22 protein-coding genes are annotated in these 24,013 nt (G+C 55.9%); 7 read left to right on the top strand and 15 right to left on the bottom strand.

The annotated features are described in order from the left end of the window. Positions 1–70 precede the first annotated feature (70 nt). The 8 genes from GCWU000341_RS07650 to GCWU000341_RS07615 all read right to left on the bottom strand — a co-directional run bounded on the left by GCWU000341_RS07650 (position 71) and on the right by GCWU000341_RS07615 (position 7,868). The gene (locus tag GCWU000341_RS07650; RefSeq protein ID WP_009215303.1) at positions 71–826 is read right to left on the bottom strand and encodes a response regulator transcription factor; all 756 of its coding nucleotides are present in this window, start codon (positions 824–826) and stop codon (positions 71–73) included. Then, positions 801–2,564: a sensor histidine kinase gene (locus GCWU000341_RS12685; RefSeq protein WP_009215302.1), complete on the bottom strand. Its 1,764-nt coding sequence runs from the start codon at positions 2,562–2,564 to the stop codon at positions 801–803. The genes GCWU000341_RS07650 and GCWU000341_RS12685 overlap by 26 nt, the downstream gene beginning before the upstream one ends. Continuing rightward, positions 2,561–3,610, bottom strand: coding sequence for an extracellular solute-binding protein (locus GCWU000341_RS07640; RefSeq protein ID WP_009215301.1), 1,050 nt, complete (start codon positions 3,608–3,610; stop codon positions 2,561–2,563). Before GCWU000341_RS07640 ends, GCWU000341_RS12685 begins: the two co-directional genes overlap by 4 nt. Then, entirely contained in the window at positions 3,591–3,812 is a 222-nt protein-coding gene (locus GCWU000341_RS13535) for a hypothetical protein (RefSeq protein ID WP_155812729.1), read from the bottom strand. Before GCWU000341_RS13535 ends, GCWU000341_RS07640 begins: the two co-directional genes overlap by 20 nt. Positions 3,813–4,012: 200 nt before the next feature. Beyond that, positions 4,013–4,750: a YdcF family protein gene (locus GCWU000341_RS07630; RefSeq protein ID WP_040654002.1), complete on the bottom strand. Its 738-nt coding sequence runs from the start codon at positions 4,748–4,750 to the stop codon at positions 4,013–4,015. Positions 4,751–4,806: 56 nt separating this feature from the next. After that, positions 4,807–5,694, bottom strand: coding sequence for a proline iminopeptidase (gene pepI / locus GCWU000341_RS07625; RefSeq protein WP_009215298.1), 888 nt, complete (start codon positions 5,692–5,694; stop codon positions 4,807–4,809). 132 nt (positions 5,695–5,826) lie between these two features. After that, the gene (locus GCWU000341_RS07620; protein WP_040654001.1) at positions 5,827–6,912 is read right to left on the bottom strand and encodes a M24 family metallopeptidase; all 1,086 of its coding nucleotides are present in this window, start codon (positions 6,910–6,912) and stop codon (positions 5,827–5,829) included. 233 nt (positions 6,913–7,145) lie between these two features. Then, complete coding sequence (locus GCWU000341_RS07615; RefSeq protein WP_009215296.1) at positions 7,146–7,868, bottom strand: NAD(P)H-hydrate epimerase; 723 nt, start codon at positions 7,866–7,868, stop codon at positions 7,146–7,148. Positions 7,869–8,127: 259 nt separating this feature from the next. Here GCWU000341_RS07615 and GCWU000341_RS07610 point away from each other — a divergent pair, with 259 nt between their 5' ends. The 7 genes from GCWU000341_RS07610 (at position 8,128) to GCWU000341_RS07580 (ending at position 15,595) form a co-directional block, all read left to right on the top strand. After that, positions 8,128–8,832 (top strand): cytochrome c biogenesis CcdA family protein, encoded by a 705-nt coding sequence (locus tag GCWU000341_RS07610; RefSeq protein ID WP_009215295.1) that lies wholly within the window; start codon positions 8,128–8,130, stop codon positions 8,830–8,832. Between the two features lie 22 nt (positions 8,833–8,854). Continuing rightward, positions 8,855–9,652 carry a redoxin family protein gene (locus GCWU000341_RS13530; protein ID WP_009215294.1) on the top strand — a complete coding sequence of 266 codons (798 nt, stop codon included), beginning with the start codon at positions 8,855–8,857 and terminating at the stop codon, positions 9,650–9,652. 27 nt (positions 9,653–9,679) lie between these two features. After that, the gene (gene msrB / locus GCWU000341_RS07600) at positions 9,680–10,861 is read left to right on the top strand and encodes a peptide-methionine (R)-S-oxide reductase MsrB (protein ID WP_009215293.1); all 1,182 of its coding nucleotides are present in this window, start codon (positions 9,680–9,682) and stop codon (positions 10,859–10,861) included. Positions 10,862–10,883: 22 nt separating this feature from the next. After that, the gene (locus GCWU000341_RS07595; RefSeq protein ID WP_009215292.1) at positions 10,884–11,669 is read left to right on the top strand and encodes a response regulator transcription factor; all 786 of its coding nucleotides are present in this window, start codon (positions 10,884–10,886) and stop codon (positions 11,667–11,669) included. Continuing rightward, positions 11,659–13,437, top strand: a complete 1,779-nt coding sequence (locus tag GCWU000341_RS07590; RefSeq protein ID WP_009215291.1) for a cache domain-containing sensor histidine kinase — start codon at positions 11,659–11,661, stop codon at positions 13,435–13,437. Before GCWU000341_RS07595 ends, GCWU000341_RS07590 begins: the two co-directional genes overlap by 11 nt. Before the next feature lie 315 nt (positions 13,438–13,752). Then, positions 13,753–15,285 carry an alanine/glycine:cation symporter family protein gene (locus GCWU000341_RS07585; RefSeq protein ID WP_009215289.1) on the top strand — a complete coding sequence of 511 codons (1,533 nt, stop codon included), beginning with the start codon at positions 13,753–13,755 and terminating at the stop codon, positions 15,283–15,285. 13 nt (positions 15,286–15,298) lie between these two features. After that, the gene (locus tag GCWU000341_RS07580; RefSeq protein WP_330360390.1) at positions 15,299–15,595 is read left to right on the top strand and encodes an MGMT family protein; all 297 of its coding nucleotides are present in this window, start codon (positions 15,299–15,301) and stop codon (positions 15,593–15,595) included. 16 nt (positions 15,596–15,611) lie between these two features. Here GCWU000341_RS07580 and GCWU000341_RS07575 read toward each other — a convergent pair whose 3' ends face one another. The 7 genes from GCWU000341_RS07575 to GCWU000341_RS07540 form a co-directional block, all read right to left on the bottom strand. Further along, on the bottom strand, positions 15,612–16,124 hold the full coding sequence (locus GCWU000341_RS07575) for a pyridoxamine 5'-phosphate oxidase family protein (protein ID WP_009215287.1): 513 nt from the start codon (positions 16,122–16,124) through the stop codon (positions 15,612–15,614). 218 nt (positions 16,125–16,342) lie between these two features. After that, positions 16,343–17,521 (bottom strand): M20 metallopeptidase family protein, encoded by a 1,179-nt coding sequence (locus GCWU000341_RS07565; protein ID WP_009215285.1) that lies wholly within the window; start codon positions 17,519–17,521, stop codon positions 16,343–16,345. 118 nt (positions 17,522–17,639) lie between these two features. Further along, positions 17,640–19,049 (bottom strand): YfcC family protein, encoded by a 1,410-nt coding sequence (locus GCWU000341_RS07560; RefSeq protein ID WP_040653994.1) that lies wholly within the window; start codon positions 19,047–19,049, stop codon positions 17,640–17,642. Between the two features lie 407 nt (positions 19,050–19,456). Then, a complete protein-coding gene (locus tag GCWU000341_RS07555; RefSeq protein WP_040653887.1) occupies positions 19,457–20,632 on the bottom strand; it encodes an MFS transporter in 1,176 nt (391 codons plus the stop codon). Positions 20,633–20,739: 107 nt separating this feature from the next. Continuing rightward, positions 20,740–21,603, bottom strand: coding sequence for a DUF4300 family protein (locus GCWU000341_RS07550; RefSeq protein WP_009215282.1), 864 nt, complete (start codon positions 21,601–21,603; stop codon positions 20,740–20,742). After that, on the bottom strand, positions 21,603–21,827 hold the full coding sequence (locus tag GCWU000341_RS07545) for a DUF1858 domain-containing protein (RefSeq protein ID WP_036600343.1): 225 nt from the start codon (positions 21,825–21,827) through the stop codon (positions 21,603–21,605). Before GCWU000341_RS07545 ends, GCWU000341_RS07550 begins: the two co-directional genes overlap by 1 nt. A 176-nt stretch (positions 21,828–22,003) precedes the next feature. Continuing rightward, the gene (locus GCWU000341_RS07540) at positions 22,004–23,638 is read right to left on the bottom strand and encodes a malolactic enzyme (protein ID WP_009215280.1); all 1,635 of its coding nucleotides are present in this window, start codon (positions 23,636–23,638) and stop codon (positions 22,004–22,006) included. Between the last annotated feature and the right edge of the window lie 375 nt (positions 23,639–24,013).

Raw genomic sequence — 24,013 nt, 5'->3', positions numbered from 1 at the left:
TGTTTCCATTATACTTTGTCTGTTTTTTTCTTAAAACAGGGCTAGTCTGCTATTTTTCCGAGAATTCTGACTAGTCCCGGGGTCTCGCCTGATATTCCGAGGGAAGGAGCCCCGTGAGTTTCCGAAAGGTCTGGGAAAAATAGCCAAGATCATGATAGCCTACGAGCTCCGCGACCTCATAGACCCGGTAGTGGAGATCCCGCAGGAGGCGAAGTGAGACGCGGATCCGATACATCGTAAGATAGGAGCTCAGACTTATCCCCATATCCTTCTTGAAGAGGCGGCTCAGATGCCCCTCGGAGACGCCGAGCTCGCCCGCGATCAGGGAAATCCCGATCTCCCGCTCCCGGTATCGCTCCCGGATCCGAAGGACCGCCTCCTTTACATAGCGGTTCGCATTCTCCGGAAGGGCCGGAAGCGAAAGCCTTCTCTCCTCCTCTCCCTCCTGGAGGAGGCTTCCTCTCCCCAGCACTCTCCGGACCGCATTTTCCAGCTCCCCATCCGAAAAGGGCTTCAAGATATAGTCGGAGGCCCCGAGCTTCAGGGCCCTCTGCGCATAATGAAAATCGCTGTGCGCTGTGAGAAAGATCACCTTGATCCCGGAATTCTCCCTCCGAAGCTCCTCCAGCATCTCAAGGCCCGAGAGCTTCGGCATTCTGATATCGCTGATGATGAGCCCCGGGCGGAGGAGCTTCGCAAGACGCGAGGCCTCCTCCCCGTCGGATGCTGTGCCCAGAAGCTCACAGCCAAGGCCTTCCCAGTCCGTATGCTCTGCGATGCCCTCCCGGACAATCTTCTCATCATCCACTACCAAGACCCGAACCATCTCTCTCCCCCCTCTCCTCTCCCTCCGGATTCCCGCGCGCCTCCGGCATGGAGGCAGCGCTCTCCTCCCTCTCCTCCTGATAAGGAAGGAGAAGCGTCACGAGACTCCCCCCCTCCGGGAGCTCCTTCGCAAAGATTCCATAGCGCTCCCCGTAGTGGAGCCGCAGCATCCGATCCACATTCAAAAGTCCGAGATGCCCTGTAAAGCGCTGCAGCTCGCGTCGCTCAATCAGCTGGAGAATCCTGGGATCCATCCCCTTGCCGTCGTCCTGTACGGAGATCGAAAGCTCCTCTCCTTCGCGCAGAGCCCGGAGCAGTATCATGCCATCCTTTGCACCGTCCAGGCCGTGAATGACGGCGTTCTCGACGATCGGCTGGAGCAAAAGCTTCGGGATCCTGGCCCGCATGAGCTCCTCCGGCACCTCGACCTCAAAGGAAAAGCTCCCCTCAAAGCGGAGCTCCTGGATCTCACAGTACTCCTCGAGGAGCTCCAGCTCCTCGGAGAGGCGGTAAAAGCGCGGCGCGGAGATGCTTTTTCGGAGAATCCTCGAGAGATTCCCGGAGAGAAGCGCGATTTCCTCCGCGCCCTCCCGCTTCGCAAGCCACTTGATGCTGTCCAGGGTATTGTAGAGGAAATGCGGATTGAGCTGCGCCTGCATCATCGCAATCTCCGTCTCATTGAGCTTTTTCTGCTGGGCCAGGCGCTCCGAAAGATAATCCGACAATTTCCGCACCGTCCGGTTAAAGCCCTCCGAGAGCTCCCGGAATTCATCCTCCCTCTCCAGACGGATCTGGACCGAGAGATCTCCGTGGCGGAGCCTCCGCATCGCAGCGGAGAGGCGGGCCAGAGGCGATGCCATATAGCCGCTGAAGAAACGGGATGCCAGGACCGAGAGGAGGGAGGAGAAGAAGGCGATCCAGAGGAGGATCCGACCCATCGCCCGCCGGATCTCTCCGGAGAGCGGAGGCCTCGTCAGATAAAAGAGCTTTAATCCGCTCTCTCCGATCTCCTCCCGGTAGAGTCTCCCCGTCACATCCCTCATGAGCTCCCGCCCCGCGAGGAGGTTCTCCCGGAGAAGGGGAAGCTCCGCCGCCTTCTCTCCGTCCATATAGACCGGCTCCCAGGCGGGATTTACGATCAGGATACTGTTCTCTCTCCCATAGGAGCCAAGGAGGAGCTTCGAGAAGGACTCATCGTTCAGACGAACGAGCACTGTGCCCGGGATGTCCTCCATCTTCTCCCCGATCAAAAGCTCCGTTATTTTTCTGGGGACTCCGGTATAGGAGAGACAGAAGACAGGGCTTCCCGGCTTCTCCAGAGCCTCCCTCATGAAGCCGAAGTAAGAGGGAAGCCTTCCCTCCCTCGTGCCGCTCTCTGTCGAGCAGAGAAGTTTCTCCCCGGAATAGACCTCAACAAGGGCAAAGTCCCTGACCTTTCGGCTCTCCTCATAGAGGACATGGTAGGACTCGGCACCGGGACTGCCGCTGAGGATCCCGCTCCGAAGACCGTCGCTCTCGGAAAGCCGTGCGATCATCTCGGAGATCTCACGAAACCCCGCTTCCAACTTACCGGCGATCTGCTTCGCCTCCTGCTGATTTCTGATCCGGTAGTCCCGCTCCACCCGGCGCTGAAAGAGCTGATAGATCAAAATATCGGAGAGGAGGATCGGAAGGAGGGAGATCAGAAGACTCCAAAAGAAAAGCTCCCTCCGAAAGGATTGTCCGATCCAGCGCCTCATTCTCCCCCTCCTTTGGGGAGCTCCGCCCAGCGCTCCAAAAGCGCATTCTTCTCCCTGCCCATCTTCTCGATCGAAAGCGGCAGGACGGGAAAGTCCTCCCCGCCGGGCCCCGGGATATCCGTCCGGACCGGACGCCGGTAGAGCTCATCTACGGCATAGCGCTGCACCTCGTCGCTCACACAGAAATCCACAAAGCGCCTCGCATTTTCCGGATGAGGCGCATTTTTTGCGACGGCGACTCCGTCCGGAACCGCACTGCTCCCCTCCTCCGGATAGACAAGCGAAAGGTCCTCTCCCCTTGCGATCTCCTTCCAGGCGCTCTCCTCCAGGGTGATCCCCATGAGCTTCTCCCCGCTCTCGACTTCGCTGAGGACCTCCCCCGATCCTCCGGCGGACTCCCCGGAGAGAGCGCGGGCGAAATCCTCCAGTGCCTCATCCTCCCGGCCGGGGCAGAGAGAGAGGATTGTCTGAAGGATCGTATAGCTGGTCCCGGAGCGCTCCGGATCCGCAAAGGCGATCCTTCCCCTCCAGCGCTCTGTCAAAAGCTCCCTCCAGCTCTTCGGCGCTTCCCCCTCCGAGAGAAGCTTATTATTATAGATAAATACCAGTGGAAGCTCTGTAAAGGCGGTCCAACTGTCGTCCGATGACAGAAATCTCCCGGCGATCTGATCCGCATAGGAAGAGCGATAGGGCTCCAGGAATTCTTTATCCGCCTCGAGAAGCTCCACCCCTCCGCCAAACATGATGTCACACTCCGAATAGCCGGAATCCTCCTCCAGCTTCTTCAGCATCTCCGTGCTCCCCCCTGCGTGAAGCTCGACAAAGATCCCGGTCTTCGCCTCGAATTCCAGGATCAGGGGACGGTAGACCTCCTCCTTGTGGGAGGTATAGACAATGAGCTTCCGCTCCTCCGGCAGCGTCTCTCCTCTCCTTTCGGCGTCTCCCCTCCCGCAGGAAAGGAGGAGCGAGGCAGAGAAAAAAAGGGAGAGAACGAGAAAGAGGAGGCAAAGCCTCCTCTCCGCTCCCTCAGAATCTGGCGGCCGCAAGGATCACTCCGATCAGTCCGAAAAGGATGATGATGGGGAGCGCCAGAAGGCTCAGACTAAAGCAAAAGACCGCGAGCACCGCGAAGAGGGTGAAGGAGAGAATCCCCAGTATGACTCCGAAAAGCTTTCCCAGGCTCCGAAGGAAGAATACGGTGAGTCTCAGCAAAAGCCCCATCAGGATCAGTAAAATAATTATCGGCATCTTTCCGCCTCCCTTTAGGAAAATCCACCCCTTTTGATCCGTGCTCTCCGCTCCCACGGCTCTGGGCTTCCGGGGTCGGGCGCTTTCCCCGTTCGTTCCATGGCCGCAGCCTGCCTGTCCCGGTGAAGAAGCGAAGGAAAGCCGCATTCCCTGTCCCCTACGGTCCGTCTGAATCCTGCCTCATGCGGACCCCTTCTCTCTCAGAGATTTCCCGCTATCTTGTCCTTTACGAGCGCAAGACTCTCCCGGAGCATGTTATTGAGAAGATAAAGCCTGTTTGAGCGGGCCGATACCGCAAAGACCTCCCGGTATCCCGCCTTTTTCGCGATCGCCTTCCCCCTGTATACATGGAAGTCGCTGCTCAGAATCCCCACTCTGTCTCTCTCCGGATTCAGGAGACGCGCGCTGTTTGCGATATTCTCCCTCGTGTTCTTCGACTGGTCCTCCAGAAGGATCCGCTCCGCAGAAATCCCCCTTCGCAGGAGGTAATCCCGCATCGCCTCCGCCTCGGAGCAGGGCTCATTCTGTCCTTTCCCGCCGGAGACGATGCAGAGCGTCTCCGGATTTTCCGAAAGATAGGCGAAGGCCCGGTCCAGACGAAGGCGAAGCACCGCGGCGGGGCCGGACGGGCGGACCTGCGCGCCGAGAACCACGAGATAGTCCAGCTTCTCCTCCCCCCGGGAGAAAAATTCTGTCCCGATCAGGCACCAGCTTACGAGGAGAAAGAGGAGCCCCGTAAAAATCCCCAGAAGGCAGGTTCCGCGAAGAAGCGGAAAGCGACGCCAGATACCATGGCGGATCAACTCCTCCAAAAAGAGAAAGGAGACGGAGAGGAAGAACCAGAAAAGGTAAAAGCGGCTCCCCGAGGCGGCGAGAAAGATGAGCCAGCCATAGAAAAAGGCAAAAAGCGATAAAGCGATAAGAAAAAAGATTCCCATCCTCCGTTTCAAGCCCTCCCCTCCCTTCCGTTCCTCCCCGGCCATTCCGTTTACAATCAGTCGTTCTCGTTCAGCCAGTCGATCAGGATTCTGTTGTACTTCTCCGGTTCCTCGACAAAGCACATATGCCGGGAGTAGGGGAAGAGCTCCCATCTCGCGTTCGGAATCGCATCAAACATCAGCTTTGCGATGTAGGGGGAGCACAGATCCTCCTCCCCGTCGATGATCAGGCAGGGTCTCCGGAAGCCCTTCAGCTTTTCCATGTAGTCATAATCCCGGAGGGAGCCTGTCGGCGTGAACTCATTGGGCCCCCAGCCATAGATATAGGCTTCCGATCCGGCTTTCTTCTCACGGGTCAGACATTCCGGGGCATTCTCATCGAAGGGTCCGGAGCAGTACCTTCTCATAAATTCTCCGATCGCCCTCTCATAGGCCTCTCCGCTGTAGTTCTCCGTCCTCTCCGCCTCCGCGATCGCCTCCTGCATATCCTCCGGGAGGAAGGCCACTCTCCGCTTCTGCTCCGTCTCCCAGATTTTATTGTAGGGAAGGGTGCTGGAAAGGACATAGCTCCTCACTCCCTCCGGCTTATAATCGCATTCATAGATAATGCTCATCATGCCGCCCCAGGACTGACCGAGGAGATGCACCTCGTCCAGCTCTAGCTGTCTGCGGAGTTCGACCAGCTCATTCAGCCAGGTCTCCTTCGTCCAAAGCTCCGGGCAGCCATCCAGATACGAATTTCCGCAGCCGATCTGATCGTACATGACAAGCTGCCGTCCGTCGAGATCCGCGATCTTATCCAAAACCTCGAAGTAATTATGTGTAGAGCCGGGTCCGCCGTGCAAAAGCAAAAGCGGCTTCTTATCTCCCTTCCTCTCTCCTACGATTCTGTAATATGTCTGATGCCCCAGATAGGGCATATAGCCCTCTCTAATCTTTGCCATCGCGCTCTGCCTCCTGATTCATATTATAACCGCTCCCCGGAAAAAGCCTCTCCTGATATGCTCTTCCGCCCGGGGCAAAGCCCGGGCGGAAGAGCCGTTCTCTCCTTCTTTCTTCTATCTATCAGCTCTTTATCAGCTCTCCGGAACGACGATAATATCCTTCGTATACTCGTTCAGCACCTTGCATCCGTCCTCTGTGATCAGAACGAGATCCTCGATCCTCACACCGATTCCCTCCTCCGCGATATAGATGCCCGGCTCTACGGAGAAGCACTGTCCGACCTCAATGACCTCCTCATTGACGGAGGAGACATCGCCGACCTCGTGATCCTCGAGCCCGATCGAGTGCCCGGTTCTGTGGGTAAAGTACTTCCCATAGCCCTTCTCTTCGATATAATTTCTCGCGGCGAGATCCACATCCTTCATCTTTGCGCCCGGCTTCGCCGCGGCGATGCCGCGGAGATTCGCCTCCTTGACGATATTATAGATCTCCTTCTGTCTCTCGCTCACCTCTCCGATGAAGACCGTCCTCGTCATGTCAGAGGCATAGTCCTTATAGAAGCCGCCGATGTCGAGAATGACGCAGTCTCCCCTCTTTCCCTTTGAATCATCCGTGACATGGTGCGGATCCGCGGCGCCCTTCGCATAGGCCGTGATCGGGTCGAAGGAAACCCGCTCTATCCCGTGCTTTCTGTAGATCTCTCTGGTCTTTTCATTCAGCTCCTTCTCCGTGAGTCCCTTCCCGGCCCAGGGGATCAGCTCCGCCATGACCTGATCGTTGATCCTTGAGGACTCGATCATGAGCTCCTGCTCCTTCTTGTCCTTGATCTGACGGATCTTGTCCACGATTACAGAGCCGTTCAGGAAGCGGCTGCCCGCGCCGAGCTCCTGAAGCCTCAGAAGGAATCTCGCCGGCCAGGCCTTATCGATGCCGATCGGCTTGTCCTTGTCTACCACACGGGAGAGAAGCTCTACGCTGTCGTCGATATCGTCGAAATAGCTGATCTCCACTCCGAGGTCCTTTTCCTGCGGAAGCATCTTATTGACGAAGAGATTGCTCCTTCCGTCGATATTGATATATAGAGCGAGCATTCTCTCCCCCGGGAAGATCCACTTCCCCGTAAGGTAGAAAATAGCCACAGGATCCGTAATGATCATCTGCGGCATGCTCTGCTCCTTCATTCTCTCTAAAATCCGATTCAGCTTGCCTTTGTCCATGCTCAGCTCCTCCATTCTGCTTGAAAAAGAATCCCCTAAGGATTCCCCTGTTAATGTACGTATTTTAGCACATTGGCAGGGGATCTTCAATTCTTTATTCCGCAAATTGCCATGCTGAATCGGAATCCGGAATGGCTCTTTTGTACAGAAGCTCCGAAGACGGGAAGGCTCTCTTTTGGCCCCGGAAGCAGATGCCCTTATCTGTCTCTGTCTGTCTCTGTCTATCCTATCGTCTATCCCCTTCCCGCTTCCCGAAGTCTTCTCCGCGCCTCCCGATAGGCCTCCTCCGGGATTCCGATCTCCGCCAGCCTAACTTCTCCGCTGTAACGCTTTCCTTCCCCATAAAGAAGGCCTGTCTTCCATTTCCCGAAGCTTATCGTGATATCCGCCGGGACCGCGGCACCCATCTTCTCCCCGTTGTCCCCACAGATGCCGGAGGGGATATCGATCGCGAGCACCCTTCTCTCTTTAAGCTCTTCCACCCGCCCGATCAATTCCCGGAAGTCCCCCCGCAGCTCCCTCCGCAGACCGATCCCGAAGATCCCGTCCAGGATGAGCTCCGCCTTTGGGAGATCCACAGTGCTCCCATAATACATAGGCTTCCCGCCGAGCCGGTAGAAGCGGCTCAGCTGATAGAGGAATTCCCAGCTCCCCCTTTTCAGGTCCCCGACGATGAGGACTGTCGGCGAGTAAGCATCCTCCTTAAGGAGGGAAGCGGCGCAGAGAGCATCCCCTCCATTATTTCCCACGCCGGAGAGCACTAAAAGCGAAGAGCTCCTGTCCGGAAGAAGCGAAGCGGCGAGCTCTGCGACGGCCTTTCCGGCCCTCTCCATAAGCTTAAGAGTCGGAATCCCCAACTCCTGAATCGCGATCTGATCCGCAAGCTTTGCCTCCTCCGCGCTGATGCAGTCCATCATCTCCCGTCCCCCTTCCCCACAGCATTTTCTCTCTTCCATCGCTCTTCCTCCTCCGTGCTTTTCCGGTATTTCTTCAGTGTTTTTCAGTTCTTTTTCAGTGTTTTTTCCGTAATTCTTTCCGTGCTTCTTCCCTTGCTTCTCTCTCCCCGCTGATAAGGGGGCGGCATTTTTATATCATAGCACGGATACCCGCTAAGCAGCCGATGAAATCCAAGTTTTTTCCGACCATTTTCTATTCTGCCCTTCCCCGGGATGCGCTATCCTTATTCCATTCAAAGAAAAATTGAAAGGAGTCCTTATGGGAAATCATCTCTTTTTATCGGGAACGGTCTTTGCGGCGGGCTTTCTGTCCTTTTTCGCCCCCTGCACCTTCCCTTTGATTCCGGTCTACCTCGGCATACTCTCCGATCGGGAGCAAAGGTACCGGAGAATACAGTTTGGAAGCTATAGCCTTGACACCGGCGGAATTCTGAAAACCCTGGCCTTCGTCTTCGGAATCTCCATGAGCTTTGTCCTCTTAGGTTTCGGAGCCGGATTCCTGGGATCCTTCCTCTCCAATCGCTGGCTCCCCTTTTTCGCCGGTCTTCTGGTCATCCTCCTGGGAATCCATCAGACGGAGCTCATCCGGCTGAAGGCCCTGGACCGGCTGAGCGGCATATCCCTCCGCACAGAAAGAGGCGGAGTCCTCGGCTCCTTCCTCACCGGGATCGCCTTCAGCCTCGGCTGGACTCCCTGCGTCGGCCCCATCCTCGGGGCGGTGCTCACACTGGCCGCCGCCAGAGGGACCGCATATTACGGGGCGCTTCTGATGCTTCTCTACGCGCTGGGACTCGCGCTCCCCTTCCTCATCATGATGCTTGCCTCCGACTTCGTCATGCGAAGCTTTCCCTTCCTTAAGAAACAGCTTCTGAAACTGAAAAAGGCGGGCGGAGTCCTGCTCATTCTCATGGGCCTTCTCCTGATGGGGAACCAGCTGAATAGCATCAGCGCATTTTTGCACTAGGCTTCTATGGAAGGAGAAAAATATGAGAAAAAGAATCAAGAGCAGCATTTTGGCACTGGGGCTTACGGCGCTTCTCTTTTCGTCCTGCGCTTCCCCCTCAGCTCTGAGGCAAGAAAAAATGGATGGAGCGGGCTCCGCCTTGGGAGAAGATCCGGGGCTTTCGAAAGGGGAAGCGGGAAGCGCGGAGGGAAAGCCGATGGCCTCCGGAAGGGAGGAAATGGCCGCGCAGGAGAAAAAGGCCGAAATGCCCGAGGAAATGAAGAAGGAGGGGGAAAAGAAGGAAGAAAACGGAATGCAGGAGGACAGCGGAATGCAGCAAGATAGGGAAAAGGGGATGGTGGAAGAGCACGGAGAAAAAGTCGACGCGAAGAAGCTCTCCGGAAAGGAAAAGCAGGGAATGGAGGGCGAGGAGGAAGCCTTCCTCGAAGATCTCTCCGGGACCAAGCACAGCTTAAGCGAGTGGAAGGGAAAAAAGGTCTACCTCAAGTTCTGGGCCTCCTGGTGCTCGATCTGTCTCGCGGGACTGGATGAGCTGGACGAGCTCTCCGGAAATCCGGATAAGGATTTCGAGGTGATCAGCGTGGTCAGCCCCGGTCTGAACGGGGAAAAGGATAAGGAGCAGTTTCGGAAGTGGTTCGAGAAGCTCGGCTATCAGAACATGAAGGTACTCCTGGACGAAAAGGGAGAGCTCGTCCGAAGATACGGAGTGCGGGCCTATCCGAGCTCTGCCTTCATCGGATCTGACGGAAGTATGAAGCCCATCGTGCCCGGCCATAAATCAAAGGAAGACATTCTCACGGAAATGAAAAAGCTGAGCTGATATTTCGAAAAAAGGAGTGCTTATAAGATGAAATGGTACGGAAAATTACTGCGCTTCTCTCCTATTTTGCTCCTGACTCTGCTTCTGATTTCCTCTCTTCTCTCCGGAAAAAAGGCGGCGGATGAGAGAGAGAGGGGGAGAGACAGGCAGGCGGAGAATATGGTAAAATATGGAGGAGAAAGCAGCGGAGCAGAAGAGACGGAGAACAACAAAGAGGAAGAGAGGGAGAGCATGGGAAAAGACGAACGGAAAGCTGCAGAGGGCCGGCAGAAAAGCATCTATCTTGCGGGAGGATGCTTCTGGGGGCTTGAAGCCTATATGCAAAGGATCGATGGCGTCATTGACGCCGTGAGCGGCTACGCAAATGGAAAGACGGAAAATCCGAGCTACCGGGATTTAAAGGAGAGCGGTCATGCCGAGACGGTGAAGGTCAGCTATGATCCGGATAAAATCAGTCTGGAAAAGCTTCTCCACTATTATCTCCGGGTGGTGGATCCCACAAGTCTCTATAAGCAGGGAAATGATGTGGGAAGCCAGTATAGAAGCGGAATCTATTATACCGAGGATTCCGACCGGGACATCGCCCGGGAGGTCCTGGACAAAGAGCAGGAAAACTACGAGAAGAAAATCGTGGTGGAGCTTCTCCCCCTCGAAAACTTCTCTGAGGCGGAGGAATATCACCAGGATTATCTGGAGAAAAATCCCGGGGGCTACTGCCATATCGACCTGAAGAAGGCCGAGGAGCCCTTCATCGACGAAAAGGACTATCCGAAGCCGGGGAAGGAGGAGCTCCGGAAAAAGCTCACGGAGGTCCAGTACAAGGTGGCCGTGGAGAACGACACGGAACACGCCTTCTCCAACGAATACTGGGATCAGTTTGAGCCCGGAATCTATGTGGATGTCGCATCGGGAGAGCCCCTCTTCTCCTCCAGAGATAAATTCTCCTCCGGCTGCGGCTGGCCCAGCTTCTCCAAGCCCATCGCAAAGGAGCTTGTCCGCTATCGGGAGGACCGGAGCTTCCATATGCTTCGGACGGAGGTGAGAAGCCGGAGCGCAGACATCCACCTCGGCCATGTATTCCGGGACGGCCCAAAGGAGCTCGGCGGTCTCCGCTACTGCATCAACTCCGCCTCGATCCGCTTCATTCCCTATGAGAAGATGGAGGAGGAGGGTTACGCCTATCTGAAGTCCGTCGTAAAGCAGCCGTAGCGCATCCGCGGGGAGGGAAGCCATGTACAGGCTTATGATTGTAGATGATGAACCGATTATCCGCCGGGGGATCCGCTCCCTCGCATCCCTCCCCGAAATCGGGATTTCGGAGCTTTTGGAGGCGGGAGGAGGGGCGGAGGCCCTGCGGCTCATGAAGGAAAGCCCGGCAGACATCGTGATGCTGGATATCAATATGCCGGATATGGACGGTCTGAGCCTCGCCGCGCTCCTGAAGGAAGGATGGCCGGACTGCCGTCTCATCATGGTAACGGGCTACGATTATTTTGAATATACGCAGTCTGCCATCCGCACGGGCGTGGATGATTATCTCTTAAAGCCCGTGAGCCGGGCCGAGATCGAGATGGTTCTTAAGCGGGTCATGGAAAAGGCCGCGAGGAGACACAGCGAAAAAAAGCTGGAGGAGCTCGGAGCAAGGCAGGAGGACATTGCCTTCTCAGAATCAGGGGATCAGGATCTCTCCCCCTTCTCCGGGCTCAGCTCCTATCTCAGGGATCATCTCTTTGATCCGGATCTCTCCCTTACGAAAGCCGCGCAGGAGCTTGGCTTCAACAAAAGCTATCTGAGTGAAATCATCCGGCAGCTCTATGGGGTTCCGTTTCAGGACTATGTCGGGAGAAAGCGGATGGAGAGAGCAAAGCTCCTTCTACTCAGCACGGAGATGAAAAACCAGGAAATCGCGGAGGCCCTGGGCTATGATGATGTCAACTATTTCATCACCAAATTCAAAAAAAGCTATCGCATCACCCCAAAACAATACCGCCGGGGAGTGAGGGAGCATGAAATCTGATAAGACTTTTTTCGAAAGACTCGATACCAGGATCGCCCTGGCCTTTCTCCTCCTCTCCCTTCTTTCTATCTCGCTTTTCGCCTTCGTGATGTATCGGCTGAGCGGCTCGCTCTTTGCCAGGGAGGACATGAGGCGGACTCGGGCCTCCCTCGAGCAAAGCTCGGAGTATGTCTCTTCCTATCTGGAGAAGCTGAAGTCCTTCAGCTCCCTGATCGCCATGCACCCCGATATCCGGAGCGCTCTCGCAAAGTCCGACAAAAAATCCCTGGAATCCATCTCGGCGCTCACCGCCCTGGCCGAAAACAGCGACCCCAGAATCCGCGCCGTCGCGGTCATCTCAAAGGAGGGCTTCCTGATCACAAGCGGCAGCTCGATGGCCATGCCTCTTTCCGGTGATATGATGCAGGAGAAGTGGTATCAGGACGCGCTTTCCTCCGCGCAGATGCCGACCCTCGCCTCCACCGGACACGGGGTATTCACCATGGACCGGGAGGACTGGATCATCAGCGTCTGCCAGGAGATCCGGGGAGAGGGAGGAGAGCATCTCGGGCTCGTCCTGATCGATGTCTCCTACCGCTTCATCGAGGACTATCTCTCCAGTCTGGATCTGGGAAAGGACGGATATTCCTTCATCCTCTCCGACGACGGAAGCCTCATTTATCATCCGGACCCTGAAATCTTCGAGGATGAAGAGCGAAAAACTTCCCTGCTTTCCCTCGCGGGGTCGGGCGGGGCCGCAGCTAAGGGCGGAGGGCGTCTGTACCGGGTCCCGATCCCCGGCTCCTCCTGGACACTGTACGGCATATGCTCCGCAGACAATGCGAGGCTTCTCCGAAGCCGCCTCCTTCGCTCTGTCTCCGTCTTCGCCGCGGCCCTCGTTCTCCTGAGCATCGCACTCGCTTCGCTCCTCTCCCGCACCCTCGCCTCTCCCATACGGAAGCTCAGCCTCGCCATGAGCCGGGCGGACAAGACCTGGGAAGAGATCGAAATCCCCTCCGGCTCCCCCGGTGAGGTGCGCGCTCTCTCTTTGGAATACAACCGACTCCTGCACCGGATCAGGGCTCTCACGGAAAATATCCGGAGAAAGGAAGAGGCGAGGAGGCTCTTTGAATTAAGGGCCCTGCAAAGCCAGATCAACCCCCACTTTCTCTATAATACCCTGGACACGATTCTCTGGCTCTCAGAGCTCGGGGAAAACCAGCAGGCGGCGAGAGTCTGCGGAGAGCTCGGTCGGATGCTCCGGGTATCTCTGAATATCGACCAGGCCTTCATCCCGCTCGGGCGGGAGCTGGAGCACTGCAGGAGCTATCTGGAGATTCAGAAGACGCGCTACGAGGATATGTTCTCCTACTGCATAGAGGGAGAGGAAAGCCTCCTCTCTCTCTACGTGCCAAAGCTCATTTTGCAGCCGATCGCGGAGAACGCGATCTATCATGGGATCCGAAGCTCCGGGAAGAGGGGGAAGATATCGATCCTCTTCCAAATCGAGGGGAATGCCCTGATCCTGGAGATAAAAGACGACGGAATCGGATTCTCGAAGAAAGGCGGAGAGGAAAATGCGGGAGACGCTCACCCCGGGGAGGAGGGAGCCGGGAGCTCTGCGGCCGCCCCGAAGAAGCGCCCGGGACGGGGCGGAATCGGACTTTCCAATGTCGGGCAAAGAATCCGCCTTCTGTGCGGGGAATCCTACGGGCTCATTGTCCGCTCCTCCCCGGGGAAGGGGACGAGGGTCCGAATCCGCCTTCCGCTCCGCTTCTCCGCCGACTGAGCCCCCCCTTTCCGGAAGGATTCTTTTCCGATTGCAGATCCTTCATCGGGAAGGGCCTCTTTTTTGCTCAGGCTCTTCCGTTTCCTTTATTCGGCTTTGATCTTTGATCTAAGATAGGGATTATAAACACAGACCGAGAAAGGCATACTCCATTGATTTTTGTGGATTTTTTTTCATCCTCTTGCTAAAATCAAAAGAAAAGAAGATATCGGAAAGGATGCGGAAGGGACTTTCCGCGCGTGATGCCGCGCCCGCTCCGATCTGAAAAAACAGAAGAAAGCCGCAGAAGAAAATGCGGGAAGGGGAGGAGCTTCAATGCAGGCGGTCTTTAACATAATCAACTCGGTATGCGAAAGGATTCAGACGGTTTCCGATCTTTTCTGGGACTTCCCCACCAATCTGACCGCCTACTCGAATATCCCGGTCCTCGGGAATTTCTCTCTCGCGATCATCCTCCTCATCGGGAGCGGAATCTACTTTTCCGTTCGGCTTCGCTTCATCCAGCTCCGAAAATTCCGCCGCGGCATAGAAATCCTGAAATCCGGCGGGAAGGCGAAGTCCGGCATCTCCCCGCTCGCGGCTTTTTTCCTGTCCACAGCCATGCGGGTCGGCCCCGGCAACATCCTCGGCGTCACAGGAGCGATCTCCGTGGGAGGCCCGGGCGCACTGCTCTGGATGTGGATCTCCGCCTTCTTCGGCATGGCGACCGCCTATACGGAATCCACCCTCGCCCAGATCTTTAAGGAGAGGAAGGGGGATGAGTATGTGGGCGGCCTCTCCTTCTACGGAAGGAGACTGCTGGGCGGCTCCGTCGCGGCGGGAATCTTTCTCTCCCTCCTCTACATCATCTATGCCTTTCTCTGCTTCCCGGCGCAGGGCTTCAACACCATCTCCGCCGTGGGACAGGTCGCAGAGGTTCTGAGCGGACGGGAAATCGCGACGAACTCCGCGCTCTACTGGCTCAGCTTCGCTCTCCTTCTGGTCCTGGTCTCCCTGATCTCCTTCGGCGGCATCCGGAAGCTCACCCGCGTCACCGATGTGATCGTCCCCGTGATGGCGGTGATCTATGTCCTCACCGTCATCTCACTTCTGCTCTTTAATCTGGACCGCATCCCCTGGTTCTTCTACTCCGTATTCACGGAGGCCTTCCGCCCGGAGGCCGTCTTCGGCGGCGCCTTCGGGACCGCGCTCTCGCAGGGCGTGCGGCGCGGACTCATGAGTAATGAGGCCGGTCAGGGTACGATCACCATGCCGGCCGCAGCCAGCGATGCGGCCCACCCCTGCGATCAGGGCTGCGTGCAGGCGATCGGTGTCTTCCTGGACACCATCGTGATCTGCACCCTGACGAGCTTTGTCATCATCATGGGCAGAGTCTGGCTGACCGATCAGGCCTCCTCCTGGTTCGAGCTCGGAAAGCTCCCGAAGTTTGTGGCCTCTGCGGCGGAGCTCGCCCCGGGAAAGGGCTTCCACAGCGTGGTCTCCCTCCTGGTTTCTGTCTGCTTCGGCCTCTTTGCCTTCTCCACGCTTCTCGGCTTTCTCTCCTTCACGGAGATCTGCGCGAACCGAATCTCGGAGCGGCGGAGCTTCATCCTGCTGATCCGTGTCCTCTGCCTCCTGGTGATCGCGTTCGGCGGCATGACCAGCATTGCCGGTCTGGATCTCGGCGCCCTGTGGAATCTATCGGATTTCGCAAATATCCTCATCGCCTACTGCAATATCCCGCTCCTCTATCTGGGCTTCCGGCACGTCCTTCTCGCGACCCGGCAGTACGAAAGGGACGGCGGAAGAGGCTATTGCTCAAAGGAAGCCGGGATCTCTCTCCCCGTCTGGGATGAGAAGCTGAAGTAAAACCGGGATGAAGATGAATGACGCTTTCGCCTATATGGTCCTGTCCGCGGTCGAGGAGATTCCCGAGGGGCGTGTAGCGACCTACTCTCAGATCGCCCGCCTGGTCGGAGCCGATCAAAATGCCCGCCTGGTGGCGCGGGTGCTCTCCTGTGCAGAATACTACGGACACTACCCCTGTCACCGGGTCGTAAACGCATCGGGCCGCCTCGCTCCGGGCTGGGCGGAGCAGGCATTCCTTCTGGAAGAAGAAGGCGTATCCCTGGAGGCGTCCGGCCGCGTCTCCCTGAAAAAATATCAATGGAAGCCGTGAAGGCCAGCGCCTTGCCTTAAGAACCCTGCTCCCGGGACTTCTCGTGATCCAGGACCTTTCTCTCCTTCCGCTTTCCGCAGATCTCCTCCGCGCAGAGCTTATAGACCAAAGTGCGCGGAATCGCGGCCGGATTAAATCCCGCCTCTTTCCCCGGGTGATAATGATCCATCAGGAGTCTGAGCGCGGCGGCCTTTTCCTCCTCCGGAAGGATCGAAATCCGCCCTCTTCCGATGACGCTCTCGTAGGCATAGGTACAATACCCTCTCTCCGCAAAGTACTGCAGTTCATGCCCGCAGTCCATCTCAAAGGAGGCCCGGCTGTCCTCCTCCATGAGTCCCCTCTTATACCCCTCCAGGGCGCTGTGAAAGTAAAGCGTGATTCTCCCGTCTTCCGAGAGCTCCATCCCGAAATTCAGGGGAATGATATAGGGATAGCCGTGATCGTTCAGCGCGATCCGGCAGACATCGCATCTCCTCATGATCTTTGCGATCTCCCGGATATCCCTGATCTCTCTGTCCTTCCGTCTCATCCTTTTCCTCCCATCCCGCGTTCTTCCGTCTCCCCTTTTGCCGTTCGTTGATCCGACTGCCGCAGCCCGCCTTCGCCTCGGCTGGAAAAGGGAAAAAAGGGAAGCAGGGCAAATCCCGCAGCGCCCCTGCTTCCGGCTTTCTCCTTCATCAAAGCTCCTTCAAAATCAAAGCGAAAAGCCTGCATCATTTCCGATGCAGGCGAGGAACCTTCATATCCTTATGAAAGCTCTTTTTCGTATTCCCGGACGTACTCGGCAAAATACTGCACCCCCAGCTTCAGTGCAGCTTCATCGATATCAAAGTAGGGGCTGTGCTGCGGATAACGGCGCTCCTCCTCGCTCCAGCCTCCCCCCAGGAGCAAGAGGCACTTCGGGGCCTTGTACTTTGCAAAATCCTCTCCGCCCATCTGAAGCTCCCAGTCCACCAGATGATCCTTTCCGAATACCTTCTCCGCCGCCCTCCTTCCCGTATCCACGCAGGCGTCATCATTGATCGTTGGAGGCGGTCCGAAGTGATAATCCAGCTGAATATCGGTCCTTGTGGACGCAGCGACACCATCGGCGATACGCCGAATCATCTCCGGGAACTGATCGCGGAGCTCATTATTAAAGGTTCTCGCTGTTCCCATGAGATGCGCTTCTCCAGGGATGACATTGGAAGTCGTTCCGGAGATAAATGCCGTAACACTGACGACAGCCGGTTCCAGCGGATTCACCTCTCTCGAGACAAGACGCTGGAGCGACATCACAAGCTCCGAGCCCGCGACGACAGGATCGATCGTCTGCTGCGGCAAAGCTCCATGTCCGCCTTTCCCCTTCACATAGATATCAAAGGTATCCGCCGCAGACATGACAGGCCCATAGCGAAGAGAAGCATAGCCCGCCGGGATCTTGCTCCAAATATGCATCGCGATCAGGCGGTCGCATTCCAGCACCTCCGCCTCATCCTTCATCCGGGCCGCACCGCTGTTCTCGATGCACTCCTCCGCCGGCTGGAACAAAAGCCTCACCGTGATAGTCAGCTCATCCTCCATCTTCTTCAGAAGCTTCGCCGTGCCAAGCAGCATCGTAATATGCGTATCATGCCCGCAGGCGTGCATCGTGCCATCCCTCCGCGACTTCCAGGCGACATCCGAAAGCTCCGTGATTGGGAGGGCATCAATATCCGCACGAATTCCAAGAACCTTGTCCGAGGAATGCTTTCCCCGGATGGTCGCAATCACACCGGTCCCGCAGGACTCGATGTACGGAATTCCGAGCTGATCCAGGTATTCCATAATCTTCTTCTGTGTATTCTTCTCCTCCCATGATCTCTCCGGATTCTCATGGAAATAACGGCGGAGCTTAAGCAGCTCATCCTGCATCGCATTCCCCTCTGCAATGATATCGATATCCATCTCGAATTGATCCCTCCCAAATACATTTACTCCGTGAAGAACGAAGCTCTCCCGCGCTCTTTCGATTCCATTCGATTCGGAAAGCCGTCCTATTGTCTCATACCCTGTTATTGCTCGATCAGAATGGGCCGTACCTAATCTTTGTCGCTATAATCAGTGAAACGACGCAGACGAGAAACAGCATCGTGATCAGCGGCGTGACGAACTTCCACCATTTCTTCAGCGGAATCCCCGCAATCGTGAGGAAGATCAGCAATGTTCCGCTCGTAAACCAGAGCGAATTGGTAAGACCATCGCCAAACTGGAATGCCAGAATCATAGTCTGACGTGTCATGCCGATGATATCCGCAAGAGGAATCAGAATCGGCATAAGCGCCATGGCTTTGGCGGAGCCGGATGTGATCAGGCCGTTAAACAACGCGATCACGAACATTACGGCAATGGCCGCAATGGAGCCCGGAAGACTCTTCAAGGGCCTCGATATACTGTAGATAATCGGGTCAATGATGCCGGACTCTGTGAGAATCCACTGAATTCCCCTCGCAAGTCCGATGACAAGCGCGGGTACAAGCCCATCCTTGGCGCCGGCACAGATCGCGTTCACGAGATCGTTCGGAGCCATCCGGTTGATAAGCCCCGCCATAACCGCCGTAAAGAGGAAGCAGGCGGAGAGGTCATTCATGGACCAGCCGAACTTGGCGACCCCGACGATCGCGCAGATAAATACCACGATAAAGAAAAGCAGTGACAGGCTCTGCCCCTTCGTCAGCGCTTCCTTCATCTCCTCCGAATAATCCACACGGAACTTATCCGAATCCAGATCCGCCGTGATGGACCGGATCTTTCCGCTCCGGACCCCGCGCGCATAGCGAAGCACATAGAGGATGATGATGAGATCCGCCACACAGAGAAGGATAAAGCGGAACAAAAAGCCGGAAAACATCGGGAGCTCCGCAATCTCATCCGAGATGCCAACCGTATACACACTGGTCGGCGAAAAGGAGAAGCTGATCATATCGATCATCGCGGAGCAGGCGATCCCGGTCATAAGGTCATAGCCCAGTGCCAGGCAGAGGGAGAGGACAATGGGAATAAACGGAACAATCTGCTCATTCCAGCCGAGGAAGCCTCCCAGAGCTCCGAAGATAATCATAATCAACACGAGGATCTTCTCATGCCCAAAGCTCTCCGACTTTGCGAGAATCCGCGCAACCCCCTTATTCAGCGCTCCGGTTCTCTTATAGACCTCGATACATCCGGCAACCAGCATGACCAGGAACATCATGCCGGCGGAGGAAACGAGCCCATTCGGAACGGCCTGGAAAATCGCCTGCGGTCCCAGATATCTTTTCTCTGTGCTATGATAGGAATCCGCAATGACCACCGTGCGCCCATTCAGCTCCTGACGGTCAAACGCGCCCGGTCTGATAAACAGCGACAGGATATAGCAGCCTACGATAACGAGAAACACGATGACAAACGCATTGATCGAGCCTCGTTTCTTCTCCTTCTTTTCCTTTTCTTCCATCTCACACCCCCATGCCTTACTGACCGGATTCCGCATCAGCCCCGCCAATCCTTCCCTTCAGGATTTTCCCATACCGCAAAAATCGGACATCAGGGATCCGCTCACGTTCCCGCAGAATGTGCGGGAAAAACCGTATAATAAGCCGGCCGCGCAGCACGATGCAACGCAGCTTATTTCAGCATATACAATTTATCCCATAGCCGCAATGGTATTACTGCCTATTTTGACCAAAAATATTTGTCGCTTATTTTCTGAGCCAGCTCCATGCATCCGTGATCCGGCTCAGAGAGCGCCCCCTCTTATCCCTTATCCTCTTAGCCCTTGCGGGCATCAAACGGCATCAAACCGGGAACGCTTGAAACTTTGGAGACCATGCTGCTCTTATCTCTTGCGGGCACCCGGTGCCATCAAGCGGCAGGATCGGATTTCAGAGCTGCTTTCTTATAGGCGATTTCCAGGAGGCAGATATTCAGAAGAGCAAAGAAGAGAAGATAGAACGGCATGATTCCGATTCCGACCGCCTGCTGGAGATTTCCGAAAACCATTGGCATCAAGGTACTTCCGATGTAGGCAGAGGCCATCTGCAGTCCGATGACCGCCGCGCTGTAATGCTTCCCGAAGTTGGAGGGGGCCATATGCTGAATCGCAGGGTAGACCGGCCCCATACCGCTCCCAATGATTACAAATCCCAAAGCAGCGACGATATAAGCTTTCATCGGCAATAATACCAGCAGGATGCCAAGCAGCTCCACGGCGATGCCGAGGCGGATCAGCCGTCTGTCCCCCAATCTATTGGAGATAAAAGCGGAAATCAAGCGCCCCAGCATCAAGCCGCCGAAGATCAGCGCGCCAAAGGACGCAATCCTCTCATCGCTGAGCCCCGCTTTCGTAGCGGCAAAGTAGCTGGGTGTCCATAAAAAACAGGTGGCTTCCCCGGAGCAATAGGCGAAGAAGGCGATAAGCGTCGGCAAAACGCCGGGGACTTTGATGCTTTCCGCAATGCCCGCACCGTCCTGATTCTCCTCATCCGCCGGATTCTCATTCCGCTTCCAAAGCGGCAGGGAGAGGATGCAGACCAAAAGAATCAAAAGCTGAATATAAGCGGTCCAGCGATAGCCCTCGTTCCACCTGGCGATCTTCAGGGCCAGCGCCATAATGTAGGGACTGATAACCGCGCCAACGCCGTAAAAGCAATGCAGGAAGTTCATCACGGATGACGGGTAATGGTTTGCGACATAATGATTGACCGCCGCGTCGATGGAACCGGCTCCGAGACCGTAGGGGAGCGCAAAGATAAACAGCATCCAGTATTCTCTGGAAATGGAGAAGCCCAATAATCCCAGCACTGTCAGTGCGATAGACAGGATCACGATCCATTTGACGCGGAGCTTCCGAATCATCCGGGGACTGAGCAATGCCGAGATAACCGTCATGCAGGAAATCGACATGGATACATAGCCGGCGTAGGCCGACGGGACGCCGAAAGCCATCTGCATTTTGGGCCATCCCGACCCAAGCAGAGAATCGGGAAGGCCAAGACTGATAAAAATCAGATAGATTACCGCAAGCAGTAAAGAACCCATTGAAATCTTCTCCGCTTTTATCAGACAGAGCAGCACAGCGGCACGCCCGGGAGTAATCCACGACAGGCCGAGCTATTCCTCACGAAAAACCATGCCCTCGGCTTTGTTTACGCTCTCTTCTTCAGGACGCGGTAGTCCTGCATCATCTTGTCATTTTCCATGAGGAAGCAGCGCGCCGTCGGCTGATTCTCATCGATATCATAAAGCTCCATCAGGTAGGCATTCAGTCCTGCGCGGTCCTTAAAGCGCAGCGCTCGATACTGCTTTTGAAAGGCGAGCTTCTCGATAAAAAGAAGTTTTCCGCTCTCTTCCTGAAGTAAGACGCCCACATGCCCCGGAAAGAGAATATTGTCCTCCGGCTCAAGCTTCGAATGAAGCCATACCGTGACGATGCTTGCCTTTCCGCCCGAAAACGAGATTCCTCTCTCCCGCCACGCCTTTTGAACCTGTTCGCACTGCACGGCCGTGTCCGTGCTGTCCGCCGCCGCAACTTCGGCGAAAAGCCGCGTGAAGGCGTCATTTTCACTGCTGTCCCAGAGTGCCTCCGGCGCGCCTTTAATTGCCTCCAGATCAAAAGAGAGGTTATCCTCGGAGGCTTCCGACGCGGCCTCTCCTCCCTCCACCTTCACCAGGGAACGGGCGAGCATAAAGGCCGTGATGCGGCAGTTGGTGCCAATAAAATCAGGATAGGCTTTCTCCCAGCGGTCCGCCATCTCATCCTCGGTCGAGGCATTGCCGACCGCCGTGTTAAAGCGCTCCACTTCGCGGAAAAATTCCCGGCTGTCCGCATCCGGGATGCCTGCCGCGCTGAGCGCCTTCTTTACCTCCTCCTGCCCGCCGCTCTCCCGCAGATTGATCTCCTCCGGCGCCCCCGCGCTCCCTCCCTTACGAAAAGGGCCGCAGGCCATGAGGCAAAAAAGCCCCAGGAAACCTGCAGCCGCAAGATAAAGCGCCTTCTTTCCCGCCCGCATTAGGCCTGGTGGGATGCGATGATCTCTTTGATCTTCGCAATCAGCGTATTCACATCAATGCCCGAGGTCTGGGACACCTGAGCGAGATCCACCTGACTCACAACGGCCTTTGCGAGCGGATTATTTAACGCCGTAAACTTGTCACTGAATTTAATGAGCTCATCCTTCAGAAACGGATACTGCTTAAAGAGCTCCGCGAGCTTGGTCACACTGCTGATATCCATAGTATTCTCCATTCCGAGGCAGCCTTCCGCCTCTTTCAAAAGCAATGTCGGCAGGGCTAATACCCTGCCGCTATAGTATAACAAATCCGCTCCGCTTTTTTCTATGAATTTTGCGCTAAGAAAATATGTTGTATCTTGGAATATGTTGAATCCTGGAATCCACCCCTCCTCCGCGCTCAGAGCGTCTTATACTCCGCAGACCAGAACTGCTCCGCAATCAGCTTTTCGACATCGCCCTCGACACGGTTCAGGTTCTGCCTGATCGCACACTGCGCGACCACTGAAGCTATCGTATGTGAAAACTCCGTGAGGCGTGAAACCGGCGGAATCACGGCTGCCCCCGGCGCATCCACCGTGAGGAAGGAGCCGAGTGCATGCGCCGCCGCAGAAATCATCTCGTCGCTCATGCGGCTGCTGTTCACAGCGATGCTGCCAAGCCCCAGTCCCGGATAGATCAGCGCATTGTTCGCCTGTCCGATCTCATAGCGGACGCCGTTATAATCCACCGGATCCGCCGGGATTCCCGTCGCAACCATTGCTCTGCCCTCTGACCAAGCGATCAGATCCTCCGCCTTCGCCTCTGCGAGCTCGGTCGGATTGCTGAGCGGGAAGATAATGGGATGCGCGCACCAGGAGCTCATACCGCGCACAATCTTCTCGCTGAAAGTACCGGGCTGCGTCGATGTTCCAACCAGAATCGTGGGACGCACCGCAAAGACCGCCGCTTCCAGATTCGTAAGCTCTGCCGCATTCGCGAACTCCGCGCGCTTTCTGGCAAACGGGCGCTGCTCCGGCGTAAGGTCCGTCATATCCTCAAAAAGCAGTCCCTGCTTATCCACCAGATAGAAACGCTGTCTCGCCTCTTCCTCAGATAAGCCCTGTGCGATCATCTCCCTGAACACACGATCCGCAATGCCGGCTCCCGCAGTTCCCGCTCCAAAGCAAAGATATCTCTGATCGGTGATTTTCTCCTTGTTGATGCGCATTGCGCCGAGTATTCCCGCCAATGTGATAATTCCGGTCCCCTGCACATCGTCGTTAAATACTGGAAAACTGTCGCGGTAACGCTTCAACACCGCTGCCGCATCGGCTCTTCCGAAATCTTCAAAGTGCAGATAGAGTTTCGGGAACATCCTCTCCGCGGTCTGCACAAAGTGGTCCACAAATGCATTGTACTGCTCGCCGTAAATTCTCGCGTGGCGGTTTCCGAGATAAAGCTCGTCCCTAAGGAGTGACTCTCGGTTTGTGCCGCAGTCCAGCACTACAGGCAGCACGCAGGCGGGATCAATGCCCGCCGCAGCGGTGTAGACCATGAGCTTTCCGACCGCGATATCCACGCCATTGCTTCCCCAGTCCCCAATGCCGAGAATTCCCTCTGCGTCTGTTGCGACGATCAATCGGATATCGCGCCCATCCGCCGCATTGCGAAGAGAGGCCTCAATCTCTTCCGGACGGTCAATCGAGAGGTAGCAGGCATTTTGTGTATCCGTAAACTGCTCGCTGTACTTCTCAATGCTCTCTGCAATGACCGGATCGTAGACGATGGGCATGAGCTCCGCCAGATGCTCGCGGAACACATGGAAAAAGAGCGTCCGATTGTGATTAAACACTTCCATGAGGAAACGCCTCTCCTCGATTCCGGAGCTCTTTCGCTTCATCTCGGCGTAGACACGCTCCGCCTGCAGTTCAATGCTCTCAACCGCAGGCGGCAGCAGCCCCTCCAATTGATATGCCCGGCGCTCCTCCCGCGTGAATGCCGTTCCCTTGTTCATGAATGGATCCTTTAAAAGTTCGCAGCCTGATTTCTTCATCGTCAGCCTCCAATCAAACCATTTCCAGTGACTTAGCCGGTGCCATGCATGATGGCGTATTTGTTCTGAGTGCGCGCCCTATCGTAAGCCCGGGTCTCCGCCTCCGTTTCCTCCCGCCCGAATGCCAGGATATTTTGACCCCCTTTTATTCTAATCTTTTCACGCCGTTCCTCCCTTCATCTTTTTCTGCTCCTCCCGCAGAACGATTGACATCACCGTGAAATAATCCACTGCCAACATCTGCGCTGATATGCCCTTTGTTATATGATTTTTCTTGCATGATCGACGGCGTAAGTTTACTGTAGGATTTGATTGTGTGAGAGCCACCGATGATGCGAAAGAGTATCCGCATTTCGTCTATAAATATAGTCCTGC

The sequence above is a fragment of the Oribacterium sp. oral taxon 078 str. F0262 genome, assembly GCF_000160135.1.
Classification (GTDB): domain Bacteria; phylum Bacillota; class Clostridia; order Lachnospirales; family Lachnospiraceae; genus Oribacterium.
The sequence above is the reverse complement of the archived record's forward strand: the minus strand, read 5'-3'. Positions and strand labels throughout refer to the sequence as shown.

Bases quoted from the DNA above. Each gene is read 5' to 3' on its own strand.
- GCWU000341_RS12685 (WP_009215302.1), bottom strand. From the start codon at position 2,564: ATGAGGCGCTGGATCGGACAATCCTTTCGGAGGGAGCTTTTCTTTTGG.
- GCWU000341_RS07620 (WP_040654001.1), bottom strand. From the start codon at position 6,912: ATGGACAAAGGCAAGCTGAATCGGATTTTAGAGAGAATGAAGGAGCAG.
- GCWU000341_RS07610 (WP_009215295.1), top strand. From the start codon at position 8,128: ATGGGAAATCATCTCTTTTTATCGGGAACGGTCTTTGCGGCGGGCTTT.
- GCWU000341_RS13535 (WP_155812729.1), bottom strand. From the start codon at position 3,812: ATGCCGATAATTATTTTACTGATCCTGATGGGGCTTTTGCTGAGACTC.
- msrB (WP_009215293.1), top strand. From the start codon at position 9,680: ATGAAATGGTACGGAAAATTACTGCGCTTCTCTCCTATTTTGCTCCTG.
- GCWU000341_RS07560 (WP_040653994.1), bottom strand. From the start codon at position 19,049: ATGGAAGAAAAGGAAAAGAAGGAGAAGAAACGAGGCTCGATCAATGCG.
- GCWU000341_RS07580 (WP_330360390.1), top strand. From the start codon at position 15,299: ATGAATGACGCTTTCGCCTATATGGTCCTGTCCGCGGTCGAGGAGATT.
- GCWU000341_RS07565 (WP_009215285.1), bottom strand. From the start codon at position 17,521: ATGGATATCGATATCATTGCAGAGGGGAATGCGATGCAGGATGAGCTG.
- GCWU000341_RS07550 (WP_009215282.1), bottom strand. From the start codon at position 21,603: ATGCGGGCGGGAAAGAAGGCGCTTTATCTTGCGGCTGCAGGTTTCCTG.
- GCWU000341_RS07615 (WP_009215296.1), bottom strand. From the start codon at position 7,868: ATGGAAGAGAGAAAATGCTGTGGGGAAGGGGGACGGGAGATGATGGAC.
- GCWU000341_RS07540 (WP_009215280.1), bottom strand. From the start codon at position 23,638: ATGAAGAAATCAGGCTGCGAACTTTTAAAGGATCCATTCATGAACAAG.
- GCWU000341_RS13530 (WP_009215294.1), top strand. From the start codon at position 8,855: ATGAGAAAAAGAATCAAGAGCAGCATTTTGGCACTGGGGCTTACGGCG.
- GCWU000341_RS07585 (WP_009215289.1), top strand. From the start codon at position 13,753: ATGCAGGCGGTCTTTAACATAATCAACTCGGTATGCGAAAGGATTCAG.
- GCWU000341_RS07630 (WP_040654002.1), bottom strand. From the start codon at position 4,750: ATGGGAATCTTTTTTCTTATCGCTTTATCGCTTTTTGCCTTTTTCTAT.
- GCWU000341_RS07650 (WP_009215303.1), bottom strand. From the start codon at position 826: ATGGTTCGGGTCTTGGTAGTGGATGATGAGAAGATTGTCCGGGAGGGC.
- GCWU000341_RS07590 (WP_009215291.1), top strand. From the start codon at position 11,659: ATGAAATCTGATAAGACTTTTTTCGAAAGACTCGATACCAGGATCGCC.
- GCWU000341_RS07555 (WP_040653887.1), bottom strand. From the start codon at position 20,632: ATGGGTTCTTTACTGCTTGCGGTAATCTATCTGATTTTTATCAGTCTT.
- GCWU000341_RS07545 (WP_036600343.1), bottom strand. From the start codon at position 21,827: ATGGATATCAGCAGTGTGACCAAGCTCGCGGAGCTCTTTAAGCAGTAT.
- pepI (WP_009215298.1), bottom strand. From the start codon at position 5,694: ATGGCAAAGATTAGAGAGGGCTATATGCCCTATCTGGGGCATCAGACA.
- GCWU000341_RS07575 (WP_009215287.1), bottom strand. From the start codon at position 16,124: ATGAGACGGAAGGACAGAGAGATCAGGGATATCCGGGAGATCGCAAAG.
- GCWU000341_RS07595 (WP_009215292.1), top strand. From the start codon at position 10,884: ATGTACAGGCTTATGATTGTAGATGATGAACCGATTATCCGCCGGGGG.